12 protein-coding genes are annotated in these 13,185 nt (G+C 39.7%); all 12 read right to left on the bottom strand.

Features of this window, described 5'->3' with window-relative positions; genetic code table 11:
* Positions 1-42: 42 nt before the first annotated feature.
* The 12 genes from DW205_RS19005 to DW205_RS18950 all read right to left on the bottom strand — a co-directional run bounded on the left by DW205_RS19005 (position 43) and on the right by DW205_RS18950 (position 12,618).
* Positions 43-1,296, bottom strand: a complete 1,254-nt coding sequence (locus DW205_RS19005; protein ID WP_008778148.1) for a DegT/DnrJ/EryC1/StrS aminotransferase family protein — start codon at positions 1,294-1,296, stop codon at positions 43-45.
* Positions 1,297-1,681: 385 nt separating this feature from the next.
* Complete coding sequence (locus DW205_RS19000) at positions 1,682-2,893, bottom strand: Coenzyme F420 hydrogenase/dehydrogenase, beta subunit C-terminal domain (protein ID WP_121963142.1); 1,212 nt, start codon at positions 2,891-2,893, stop codon at positions 1,682-1,684.
* Positions 2,865-4,124 (bottom strand): oligosaccharide flippase family protein, encoded by a 1,260-nt coding sequence (locus DW205_RS18995; RefSeq protein ID WP_005864995.1) that lies wholly within the window; start codon positions 4,122-4,124, stop codon positions 2,865-2,867. Before DW205_RS18995 ends, DW205_RS19000 begins: the two co-directional genes overlap by 29 nt.
* A 15-nt stretch (positions 4,125-4,139) precedes the next feature.
* On the bottom strand, positions 4,140-5,243 hold the full coding sequence (locus DW205_RS18990) for a polysaccharide pyruvyl transferase family protein (RefSeq protein WP_005864992.1): 1,104 nt from the start codon (positions 5,241-5,243) through the stop codon (positions 4,140-4,142).
* Positions 5,240-6,199, bottom strand: coding sequence for a glycosyltransferase family 2 protein (locus tag DW205_RS18985; protein WP_005864990.1), 960 nt, complete (start codon positions 6,197-6,199; stop codon positions 5,240-5,242). Before DW205_RS18985 ends, DW205_RS18990 begins: the two co-directional genes overlap by 4 nt.
* 26 nt (positions 6,200-6,225) lie before the next feature.
* Positions 6,226-7,431, bottom strand: a complete 1,206-nt coding sequence (locus DW205_RS18980; protein ID WP_005864988.1) for an EpsG family protein — start codon at positions 7,429-7,431, stop codon at positions 6,226-6,228.
* A gap of 39 nt (positions 7,432-7,470) precedes the next feature.
* Complete coding sequence (locus DW205_RS18975) at positions 7,471-8,007, bottom strand: DapH/DapD/GlmU-related protein (RefSeq protein ID WP_233523164.1); 537 nt, start codon at positions 8,005-8,007, stop codon at positions 7,471-7,473.
* A 50-nt stretch (positions 8,008-8,057) separates the two neighbouring features.
* Positions 8,058-9,029: an ATP-grasp domain-containing protein gene (locus DW205_RS18970; RefSeq protein WP_005864983.1), complete on the bottom strand. Its 972-nt coding sequence runs from the start codon at positions 9,027-9,029 to the stop codon at positions 8,058-8,060.
* A gap of 1 nt (position 9,030) precedes the next feature.
* Positions 9,031-9,942 (bottom strand): 1-aminocyclopropane-1-carboxylate deaminase/D-cysteine desulfhydrase, encoded by a 912-nt coding sequence (locus DW205_RS18965; protein WP_227154456.1) that lies wholly within the window; start codon positions 9,940-9,942, stop codon positions 9,031-9,033.
* Between the two features lie 2 nt (positions 9,943-9,944).
* On the bottom strand, positions 9,945-10,910 hold the full coding sequence (locus DW205_RS18960) for a GNAT family N-acetyltransferase (RefSeq protein ID WP_005864979.1): 966 nt from the start codon (positions 10,908-10,910) through the stop codon (positions 9,945-9,947).
* A 104-nt stretch (positions 10,911-11,014) separates the two neighbouring features.
* Positions 11,015-11,671: a sugar transferase gene (locus tag DW205_RS18955; protein ID WP_005864976.1), complete on the bottom strand. Its 657-nt coding sequence runs from the start codon at positions 11,669-11,671 to the stop codon at positions 11,015-11,017.
* 11 nt (positions 11,672-11,682) lie between these two features.
* Positions 11,683-12,618, bottom strand: coding sequence for a DegT/DnrJ/EryC1/StrS aminotransferase family protein (locus DW205_RS18950; RefSeq protein ID WP_005864974.1), 936 nt, complete (start codon positions 12,616-12,618; stop codon positions 11,683-11,685).
* Between the last annotated feature and the right edge of the window lie 567 nt (positions 12,619-13,185).

The raw sequence follows: 13,185 nt of genomic DNA, 5'->3' as shown, positions 1-13,185 counted from the left end.
AACACTAACTTTTCCGATAAAAATATTAGAGTACATTTGCTCTCAATTGTAACAAATATTCTTCTTTATACAATCCACAATATAAGCCACATCCTCATCCGTCACATAGGGGCCGGAAGGCAAGCACAACCCGACCTTAAACAAAGATTCGCTCACCCCATTCACGTAAGCCGGGCAATCTTTATAGACAGGTTGCTTATGCATCGGCTTCCACAAAGGGCGGGATTCTATACCCATCGCATCAAGTCCCACACGCATCGCCTCAACATTGGCATTCGGCTCGCAATCCGTATGTGCGTTAACCGCTGCGTGAGTCACACCGCCCGCACCACCAACAGCACCTTGTACCGTTGCTTGATAAGCATTCTCCTGCCCTTTCACCCTCAATAAAGGATCCAAGACAATCGTATTCAACCAATAGTTACTATCAAAACGACCGGAAGGATTCTCATGCAAGGTGATCCCTCTCACATCCTTCAACAGCTCCCGATATAAATCACACGTATGCTTATGATGAGCCACATGAGCGTCAGCCACCGTCATCTGACCACGCCCGATACCCGCACAAATATTCGACATCCGGTAATTATACCCGATCCGCTCATGCTGGTAATACGGATAAGCCTCCCGAGCCTGCGTAGCGTAGAACATGATCTCCCGCTTAGCCTCCCCGTCCGGACAAATCAACGCACCACCACCACTGGTCGTAATCATCTTATTCCCATTGAACGACAGCACCCCATATTTTCCAAACGTACCCAACATACGTCCATCATAGCGAGAACCAAAACCCTCCGCCGCATCCTCTATGACCGGAATCCCATACCGATCAGCGACCGCCATAATCTCATCCACCTTATAAGGCATCCCATATAAGGCCACCGGTACAATCGCTTTCGGTGTTTTTCCCGTCTTCTCGATACGATCTTTAATAGCCTCTTCCAACAACACAGGATCCATATTCCAAGTATCCACCTCCGAGTCCACGAACACAGGCGTAGCCCCCAAATAAGTGATCGGATGCGAGGAAGCACAGAAGGTAAAGCTCTGTACCAGCACCTCATCCCCCGGCTTCACGCCACAGGCAAGCAACGCCAGATGCACAGCGGCAGTACCGGCAGACAGAGCCACCACATGTTTACCTTCACCCACGAATTCCTCCAGATCTTTCTCAAATCCATTCACGTTCGGACCTAGAGGCACGACCCAGTTCGTATCAAAGGCCTCTTTGATATACATTTGTTCTTTGCCCGTCTCACTCATGTGAGCCAGGCACAAATAAATACGTTGATCCATAATTAAAAAAACAGATATAACGAGTCATCTCACGAGGCTTCGCAAGATGACTTTATGTTAGAATAAAAATCAGGAGTTTCTTTTAATCGAGTTTCTCTTCCTCCCTAAAGGAAAGAAAGACGAGGGCACAATCAATTACTCCCCATAAAAAATCAAGGCTTTATTATACCGCATCCTCATCACGATTGAAATTTTCAAAGAAAGCATCCATTGATTCCGGCAAATCGCAAATCTCTTGGAACATAAATTTGCAAGTCAAATCATAAAGAGGCTTGGTATAGTCAACAAGCAAGTGCAATTATAGTCATATAAAATAAAAACCATCGAAAAGCTCTCATTTTTGAAAGAAAGATCAACATTCCTTTTGGAAGAAACTTTTTCTTTTCTATTCTCCCAGATTAAACAATTTAACTGCTATACACTTAATATAACTCACTTTAAGATAATGATTTATTTTCTTTTTCCTTATCAATCCACGACAAGCTCGTCTGATGCTTTTATCAAAATCCTTTGTTTCCTTGTATATGCTTAAGAACTGATCTCTCAATGGGCTCCTTTCTGTTGGCTTATGTAAGGTTCGTTGTATTTTTAAAGCCTCACTTAAAGGACGTTCAAACACTTGAATATATCCATTCTTAACCAAATGTTCCAAGAAGGCTTCTCCGGAGTCAGAGCATACAAAAATACTATTCACGCTGTGATCTTGAAATTTTATCTCCGGAGCGCTTCGATCTCTATACCAGTCTGCCAGCAGAAGATCTCCGTTCCTATGCATACCTGTATATCGGCACGAATAGCAATTTTCTCTATATATAACTCCGTTATGATAGCCTATCTGGTACTCATCACCCTGTTTCTCAGAACTGTGGTAAATAAGCTTTTTCCTCTCATCTCTGCAAGAAATTATATGCTTTTCTGTTCCATAGGCCGGATCCCGGAAAGAAATTGTCTTTGCTTGTTTGCGTGTACGCTTCTCAATCTGCCTCATATGATCCAAAAGATATTGATGCGATGCAATTCCATGACACATGAGCTCAACCAAGAACAGTTTTTTCGAATTTGAAAGGATGCGATTAACATGGCACTTTAGTGCTGCCAGCTGACATGGTAATCCGATAAAAATTACCTTTTCGTTCTGTTTTAAATATTTTAGCACCGCATAAAAGCAATCTCTCATATCGCTATAGGTGTACTTTGAATTGCGGGAATTTACTATGTCCAAACTACTCCGAATTTCAATATATTTTGCTTGAAAATTTTCTTCCTGTATAACTCCAAAGACCTTATACCCTTCTTTGAGTCCCATCTGATAAATTGCTGCGCAAATTCCGCCGGATGCACTATTTTTACGATCCTCATCATTGGAAAATCCAGCATAATATTTTGTTATCGTATGTAATGAAACTGTATTTTGCACATGGCAAACAGAATTACACAATCCACACCAAGTACATTTATCCTCGAGAACCTGCGGGTAAATATTGCCATACTCGTCTTTTTCAAATATAATTGCAGAATTCGGACAAATCTGTTCGCACGCACGACAAGCCGTACACGCTTCCCCAATATTATTTAACATGGTTTTTATTCCTTTCATGACAAACTGATAATAAAACAACACTCAAGCGATACATAAACACGGATACCTCTGTAAAACTCGTCAATCCACAAATGGTATATATATTCATTCTGTGGCTCAAAAAAAGCAGCAATAATCCGAGTAATTGAATAAATACACCTATAACATTAGAATAATTAGCATATTTTGCCAAGCCCATTGGGCTCATGACCGGAAATGCAACAACATATGTGGGCAATATAACCCAGGCCGCAGGAAGAAGTAAGCGAAGAATTGCTCCTGATTCAGCATATCCATCTCCAAAAACAAACTCACAAATCGGTTCAGCGTAAATTCCTATAATAATTACACCAACCGTAATAATTGGCATCACAAACCCAAGAAGCCTTTTTATAAGCCTGTAGTTCTTATGATTTAACATATACGGATATAAGCTATCCGCAATTGGTGACGATCCCATTTTGACCAGCGAAAGACACTTATCGCTTGATGTATAATAACCCACCTCGGGTGCTGTACCATATATCTTTCCAATAATTATGACATTCAAGGCCTGATAAAAGGTTGATGCAAAACGGGATGTGAAATACGGAAATGCAGATCGTACCATTGACATAACATATTTTCTCCCCGGCCATCTAAAGGTGATCTGTTTTTTCCAGCGAATATCAGCCGCGGTGATAATGAAAGCCAATATGCTACCAACCAGAAAACACACTGGGACAAACATAATATCTTCCTTCTTCCTTACACAAAGAAAAATCAAGAGCGTAAAAAGAACTCGGACAATTAATGTACGTAGGGCTATAGATTTCATATTTTCCATACCCCTGTAATAAAAATCAGGCAACAATGCAGTAATCAAATATCCCAGCAAGTAAACCTGCAAAATCGTCATCAACGTGACATCAAAGACATTTATATATAGGAATAGCAAAAATACCACACCGAGGCAGACAGCCAGTATTACCTTTATGAAAGTGACAGCAGTAATAATGTACTCAATTTTACATTTGTCGGTTTTATTTTCGCTGATTTTCTTTGTTGCATACAACGTAAATCCAAAATCCAAAATAATCTGGACATAAGCCATATATCCCAAAGCCAAGCCTATCTGTCCATATTCAGTTGGTCCCAACACTCTGCTTAAATACGGAACTGTCAACAAATTCAAAATCTGTATCGAGGTTGTCATTAAATATAAGAAAACGGTGTTACTGATCAACTTTCTATTCGCTTGATTCTTCATTTTGATCAATACTCCTTAGTTTTCTATCGCTTCACAAAACCAATCTACTGATTCCTTCCGAAAGTCATTCAGTAAAACTGTCACGTTAGAATAATCAACTTTAGAATAATTTTCAATATCCATATCGATTCTATCCAACAGGTTCAATCGTGATAACAGATTCCTCGTTCTGTATGGATTACCTCTATTTTCTACAGCAACAAAATTCTTTCCTAAATTAACAGACAATGCTACTCCATGAAAGGAATCCGTAATAATCAGTTCTGCGTGTTCTATAAGCCGTATCATATCTGCAATAGATGCACCCAAGATTTTCTTGTCGCAGTTTTTGCTATAGTATCTGGTGAATTGAACAGCCCAAACCGGCAGACCTAAAGATTCAGAATATGTTTTTACCAGATTTATACAATGTTCGCTGTATTTTTCCAAGGATACAAAATAGGTCAGAATGTATTTTTGATCATTCTCCAAATAATCTGAATACTGCTTGGCAAAAAGCCTCCACTCTTCTCCTGTTAAAAGGAATGTAGGGTCGCAAACCACATTAATATTTCGATTCATAATCTTTTCTAACTGCTGCTTGGCAAAAGTTTCCCTAACGCTGATATATGAAAATTCTTCCAGTGCCTTCTTCATTAAAGCTTTGTCCTGCTCTCTTATTTCTGTACTCCCTATACTCGATGCATAAGATATTCTTTTATCAGCGATGCCAAATTGCAGCAAAAATACAGGATCCAAGGTTCCCCCCGTGGTCTCCGGATTCCATATCTGGTCACTTCCCGCCACCAATACATCATAATGTAAATCTGACAGGTTCTCTATTTGTGTGCAATGTTCACTAGATAAAGAATAAAATGTATTCAAATGTTTCTTGAATCCTTTTCTATAGTAGTGCATTCCTCCAAATAGTATGTTCTTCGCAAATGAAATTAAATATCCCATATACGAATTCTTACCTTTGAATGCCATCTTCAGCTTTTCATCGTCATGCAAATTAGAATAATTTACGATTTGGGCATCATATCCTCTACCCCTCAGAAAAGCTTGTGTAGCGTAGGCTTGAAACCATACACCATAGTTATAGGATTGAAAAAAAGTTACGATTCCTATCCGTTTCATACTTCTTTGTTTTTCTCTTTCCGTATATTTGCCGCCGTAACAGCCATAGTTGGAGAAATGGCCGCAAGCAGTGCAAAAATCCTAGATTTCAATGAATTTTTTCCTTTGAGATATATCAAAATATTTTTTCTAATATTGCTACGGATCACACCATCATACCGCTTGTCATAGCTCTCCATCTTTTCGAGTGCACAAATGCAATCGTAAACCAAGTAACAAACCGCACTATTCCAATATTCAGGGTACTCGGTTTTGCAAAACTCAATTTTTTCCAGAGAGGCATAAATCCGATCCAGCTCTCTGTCTGAAAACTTTGCATGTGTTATACTATCTGGATTTGAGCGATAATAATACAAGACATCTGTTCTTACAGATACCGCCTTGCAACGATGAAACAATATGTATGTCACATACTCATCTTCATAAAGCTTTCCTTTCGGAAACTCAACTCCTTCAAAAAGAGCTGTTTCAAAAAGCTTATTACATACTGAATTGGAGATGTTCTGTGAATATATCAATTCCCCCATTGCCGCTTTTCGATCCAGCCGTTGATTTTTCTCCAGTTTACGAACACGCATCGACCCGTTTGGATAGACATGGGCTATTGCGGCCACACCAATAGAAGTGTTGTCGGCTTCCATCTGTTTTAATAAACCACAATAAAAATCCAAATCAATATAATCATCCGAATCAATAAATCCCACATACGGAGATGTTACATATTTTAGCCCGGCATTTCGCGCATCCGAAAGGCCACCATTCTCCTTATGAATAACCCGTATTCGTGTATCTTTTTTTGCATATTCATCACAAATTGTCCCACTAGAATCCACACTACCATCATCCACCAGAACAATCTCTAAATCCTCTAATGTTTGATCGACAATACTATCAAGGCATTGTTTCAAATACTTCTCTACATTATAAACCGGTACAATAACAGATACTTTTGCCATTTCAACTCCTCATTTCCGCTTCCTCTTTATGAAAACAATGGACTGTATGTCAATACATCAATCACAAACTTTTCCACAGGAATCATCGTATTAAGCATATAAAAACTCAAAAAATATCCAACCATTGCCAAGCAACATACAACCGTATTGAATGCCCATGCAGTTACTTTATGTGAAGCATTCTCTCTTACATATTGACCGAATAAAGCAGCTCCATACGGAAAGAACACAAAAGTAAACCTTTGATATGATGGCGTTTGCATAAAAAAGCAAGCTATTATAACAAAGAAATAAATTGCAAAATAGTTTTCGAGCTTTTCATCCCAAAGTTTTTTTTTGCTTCTTTTTATGTTCCAAAAGGCAAGTGCCATCATCACGAGCACAGAGTAAGAAAAAACCTTATTTAGCAAGTAATACCCACTATCTTTCACGACCGTAGCCCAACCACCAGTATCCCAATTAAAATACATAAGTGTTCGCTTCAAAAAAGCCTGTGTATAAGAAATCACTGCTAACTGTGATAGGAGCATATCCACTATGCCAACAAGAGTTTCAACAACCAACGGTGCGAGCAATAACATCATTAGGATTATTTTAACATATCGTTTTTTTGTACTAACAATAAATCGTATCAACACCAGCAATATCGCCGCAAAATGCATAAAAATCGGAAGAACATAAAGAAAATATGTCCATACACTTCTCCTTTTTTGATACAGTTCTCTGTAAACCGCCAACAAAATCATCGCAAATGCCAAGTCACTTCTCAGTGCATTAACAGAAAAACAGAAATTCATAAGCCCCATAAGAAGAAATAGAGTATATACTCTTTGCCTCAAATTAAAGCTTTTACTGTGCGCATAATCTTGCAATACATATAAACTAATTAAATAAGTGAAGAATACTGACGTACCTGCAATCAACTGATAATTCCCCGTCTTGGCAATGATCCAGAACCAAATGTCAATGACATATAAATTTTCATATGAGCCATGATTAAATGCTCGAAAGAAAGATACGTTTGCATAATCTTTTACTGCGGCAATATATCGTACAATATCCGGATCAGTTTTGGGATCTCGGAAACACATTGCCATCAACCCCATAAACAAAGCTAAAAAAAACAATCCCAAAACCCTTTGTACCTTATTTTTCGAAATATAACCAAGTAAAGAAAAGGGAACAGTCAAGGCAGGGAAAAGCAAGCATGTAATTGTCAATCCTAATAACATAACACCCATCTTCTTACCGTTAGTCTGCGAAACCAATGTTTAGTCATCTAAATTGCCTCTTTTTAAATAAAATTTCTCCCACTCAGCATTTGCATCTACCATACAATAATATGTCGGGGAAACATCGACATACTGTAAATACGTTTCTTGGATTCTTTTATCCAAAAATGTATCAAATGTACCTATTACTTTCGCCGGAATACCAGCGACAACCACGTTATCCGGAACATCCTTTGTGATTATACTGCCTGCTGCCACAATAACATTTGAGCCTATCTTTGTATCATATAAAATAATACTTCCGGTACCAATAAATACATTATTTCCTATTTCTATACAGCCAACCTTCTCATGGAATACTCCCCCCACCAGAATTTTTTCGGTTTTTGGAGATATCCTATTCAACATATTGTGTACTACATCATGCGTCACGAACAAAACATTAGAAGCCATGCGTACATTATTTCCGATTCTGATTAACTCTGGATATAACGGAATCTTACGAGACTGAATCATCACATTCTCTCCAATACCTGCATATACATTCCGTTTTTTTAAATATGCGGTACGTTTCACTCCATCCCGTATGGTCAGCATCCGAAATTGATACCACAGCATCCGCAGCCTCATGACTCCTTCCTCCGAATCATCACTTCATTATATTTCATCATATAGATGCCTTCTTCATAGGCTCCTATGTTCTTCTCGTTTGCTACACCTATCAGGTTATTCTTTATCAGCTTCATGTGGTTACAGCCGCATTCATAGGCATGCGGATACCCACCTCCGAACCTTGGATTCACTTCCGAGATGTAATATTCTCCATCTATATCAAAGATATCAATATCAATCTGACCGCTCCATCCGCATTCCTTTACAAACTTCTCGATCAGCGCAAACAGTTTTTCGTCTTTGAATGACACAGCTTTGTCCGTCTCTCCGGCTCTCATCAAGATTTTCTTTTTGGTGAACACTGAAACGAGTTCGCTGGAAATCATATCAATATAGCAGTCTCCGCCTATCTCCTGACCGTTCAAAAATTCCTGAATCATCAGATTGTCATCATGCGCCCAAAGAAGATCCATCGTCTCTTTATCCTTAACCTTATTGATAGCAATCGATGCACTGCCACGGACAGGCTTTACAAATACCGGAAAGCTGATCTCCCCAGCATCCAAATCCTTATAAAACGCTTCCTTATCCACATAGCTCTTGGCGCAATTGTACCCATGCTCCTTAAGCCATGTAAACATCTGCATCTTGTCCAGTGCCATCTCGCACAGGTCGTAGGACGAGCCGATGATTGTCACGCCAATCTCTGCAAACCTCTCCTTATTTTTTGCAATTAGACTTAACTCCGGGTCAATCAGTGACAACACACCGGAAATTTGTTCTTTCTTACAGATATTAAGGATCAGATCTATATAGCCATCCTCTATAATACGAGGCACTTGATAATGCTTATCCGCCTCATAGATTGCTGGCGCAATCTCGGTTAAATCAGTAACAACCACATTGCCCACGCCAGCGAATTCCTTCTTAAAATATTGAATTACCTTATTGCGCGTTCCCACGCTTAGAAGTAATATGTTCGTCATTTCAAAGTCTCCCAAAATCATCAAAGAACAACGGTGTTCCACCTGTGTGGATGAACAATATGTTCTTGTTTTTTATCTCTTGTTTTTCTATATAGTCCATCATGCCGGTATATGCTTTGGCCGTGTATGTGGAATCCATCGGGATTCCGTGGTTACTGAGCATATTCTTTATGGTGGTTTTTATAGCTTCATTTTGTTTGCCGTAGCCATCTCCGATGTAATCATCAATGAAAATAGTTGCGGATTCTATCAGTTCATCGGCTACATCACCACACAAATATTCTTTCACGCTGTCAAGCACCACCTGCCGACCTCTTGGATTCTTTCTGGCAATGCTGACACCCACGATTTCTCTCTCGTCTCCATGCATAATCTGACCGCACACAAGACCCGCCTGTGTAGTGCCTGTCCCTGATGCGAAGAAGATGTAATCGAAGTGGAGTTCGTTCTCTTTTTCGTATGCACATATCTCGTTATAGCAGTCAACATAGGCCTGTGTTCCGAGATTGCCATGACCACCACCGGGGATAAAGTACGGCTTTCGACCACACTCTCTAAGTTCAGCCAACTTTTCATCAATTGTTCTGCTGACCTCATCCACAGGTACGGTTGTGATCTCCGCACCGAACAACTGCATCATCTTGCTGTTATAAGTCGGTTCAGATGCTTCCTCCGGACTGATGATATAGCAAGGAATGTTCCGCACTGTCGCCATATTGGAAATCACACGGCAGTGATTGGAACTACTGCTACCATAGGTGACAACCGTGTCGAAATCTCCGTTGTCAATCTCTTTGAAGAAATTCACTGCTTTTCTTGCCTTGTTGCCACCAAAAGAGAACGGGAACAGATCATCACGTTTGATATATATATTATTTTGTTCCGTTCTTATTTCACATATATATGTCCTCATAATCATCCTCTGTATAATGGGAAAAAAACCGGATTTATAATCGCACCTGCTTTTTGAACCATCGTGTCATAAATCGTCTGATTATGAATCTTTTTAATTGCGTAATATGGTATAACTCCATTTTCCGCCACAAAATTCAATTTAAACTGTTCAATATTTCCGCCTTTTTTCCCTCCTCCCATGTCAATGAGTTTTCTTCCATATTGTTTTCCTAACAAGGAAGTCTGATATGTTAATAAACTATTGGCTTGGCAATGAGCAAATTCCGGATTTGATCCAAGATAAAGGTAGTGCACTATGTCTTCGCTCATAACAGATAAAACAGATGTAATAATTTCACCATCCTTAACCGCATTGGAGAAGAAACACACGCCTTTGAAAACTTCAAAATATTCCTCTAACTCTTCTGCTGTGAATTTATAGTAAGCAGAGACCTGAAACTTATCTACCGTATTTTGGTACAGTTCCAAAAACTTAGGGATTGTTACCCCGTCAAAATCAAACTTTACAGATACATTTGCGTCAATTGCTTTCTTTATAGCGCGTTTGCTTCTCCTGTTATACGCTTTCTCATAAAAATTTTCAGTCAAATCATTGCAGTAAAAATATCCATAAAACTCCGCACCTAAAACCTCTGAAATCACAGAAGCATTTGCAGCCCATGGATCCAATTTCGCAAATTCAGCGATAATATTATTGTTTTTACAATATTGCTGAAAATCTTGGGTAAATGACTTCATTAATTCCAATTCCTGTCCGTCATTGCACCATTCAATACAAGGTCCACCTGTACCTCTATATGAGGAAATATCATAATATTGAACATCATCTATAAAGCCTGCTTGTTTTTTTATAAAACGGTAACTGACCTCTCCTTGTTTTCCTATAAAATCATAGGAAACAAGTTCTCCGGCTTCTTTTTTCTCCTGAAGCTTTGCCCAGCGTGCTTCACGATATACACTTTTCATATCAATAACCTCCCATTTATCGGAACAAATTCTTCGAAAAATTGAATATTCAACAGTAAACGCTATTTGCTGAAATTAGATGTTCTGTGCATTTATTATGTATCTCATCTAGTAGTTACATTATTCTGCCTATTTCTTCTCTCTACATCCAACCGTCCAGAGCCACCCTCGCCTGTTGGAACCACTACATCAGACCGTTTGAAAACCTTACTTATGGTCGAAAGGATAATCTTTAGGTCTCCAATCCAAGTAATGTTACTGACATATTTCAAATCGTATGCAAATACACTTTCCCACAATTTAATTGCGTTTCTTCCGTTCACCTGTGCCAAACCTGTTAAACCCGGACGCACATCATGACGGTGATGTTCTTCTTCTGTGTACCAAGGTAGGTACGACACCAGTAATGGTCTTGGTCCAACAATACTCATATCGCCTTTCAGTATATTGAATAGTTCTGGTAATTCATCTAAGCTGGTGATTCTCATAATCTTTCCATACTTATTAAGTCTCACATCATCCGGCAGAAGATTTCCATCCTTATCTTTTCGGTTATCCATCGTTCGGAATTTGACGAGCTTGAAGATCTTCTCCTGCCCGTCCTTGCCTTTTTTACCAGGACGAGGTTGAACGAAGAACGGGTTGCCTCTCATTGCAACCGCACCAACAATAATTAGAGCCAGCAGCACCGGGGATAGAACAACCACAGCAATCAGTGAAAAAATGAAGTCAAAGAATCTCTTAAAAAACTTTACGTACATCTCCACACCTCTCACTCAAAACAAGCCCTAACAATCTCAATCACCGTGTCCTGCTCTTCCACCGTCATCTTATTATCGCTCGGTAGGCACAGTCCTCTCTGGAAGATGTCCATTCCTACATCCAGTGGCTTGCCGTCCTTACCTTTCACGCCACCGGCTATGTAGTAGGCATTCATCTTACCTCTTCCATCGCCCTCCCGGGTCACGACCCCATTCATCCGATAATTATATCCCAGTTCCTCATGTTGATACCAAGGAGCGTTCTCACGAGATTGGGTAGACCATTTACGTACTTTGTTCGCTGCCTCCAAATCATCCGTCAATAACATTCCCCCGGAAGAGCCCGTGATAATTTTATTGCCATTAAATGAAATGGCATTATAACTACCGAAAGTCCCGATTTGTACCCCTTTATAAGAGGCTCCCAACGATTCCGCTGCATCCTCTATGATAATCGCGTGATGCTCCCGACAAATAGCTCGGATCTCATCGATTTTACCCGATGTTCCGTATAGGTGAGCGACTACAACGACCTTCACTTCCGGATACATCTCGAAGGCTTTCTCTAACGCAACCGGATCCATATTCCAAGTATCATATTCCGTGTCGATAAACACGGGTACCCCTCCCTCGTAGACAACAGGGTTTACCGTAGCGTCAAAAGTCATATCCGAACAAAAGATCTTATCAACGGGCTTTACCCCGGCTAATCGAACTGCCATGTGCAAAGCGGCTGTCCCTGCGGACAAGGCAACCGCATATCGGCAACCGATCTTCTCGCAAGCCAGATGTTCTACCTCATTGATATTCTTGCCCACGGTAGACATCCAATTACTCTCGTATGCTTCTATTATATATTTGATTTCATCTCCATGCATGGTAGGAGAACTCAGCCATATCTTAGATGCAAATGGTACTATTCCATCTTGATCCTCTCTCTTATTCATATCCTTTAAAATTGTTTTTTCTTGTAAATGCGCAAGTACTTCTATCCCGCTTATTTCCAGCAGGACACACAATCAGTTTTTATCTTAAATGATTTTCCTTCTTTTTATGCACGGTATGCTCTTAAAAAGAGTCTGCATAGTCATTATTTCCGTGCGTCATTTCACATTTTAAGAAGCCATTCCGCTTCAACAAATTACCTTTATGATTGTGACTCGAGCCAAGGAACACTGCGGATGGCGGTAAACACTCAAATTAGGGCACACCCCTTTTAAAGGGCACCTTTCCAGTGCCCTAACCGAGTTTTGTTAAATATTTAATTTGATTTTAACATTGGCTCGTCATCAAATGAATCCTATCGGGTACCATATTAACATAGTCACAACACCTATTAAAGATTTTTCATACAAAAGGTACCTTTCTCAATCCAGCTCCTCAAACCGGGAGTTCTGGCTCTTGAACTCGGGGACGAAGGCTTTCATTTCCTTCACCATCGGGAGGATCTGGACACGAAGGGATACTTCGGTCAATACATTAATATGTTCTACTACATCCTTATAGATATACTC

It is taken from the genome of Parabacteroides sp. AM17-47 (assembly GCF_003434625.1).
GTDB classification, from domain to species: Bacteria; Bacteroidota; Bacteroidia; order Bacteroidales; family Tannerellaceae; genus Parabacteroides; species Parabacteroides distasonis.
This window is presented reverse-complemented; position numbering and strand designations above follow the sequence as displayed.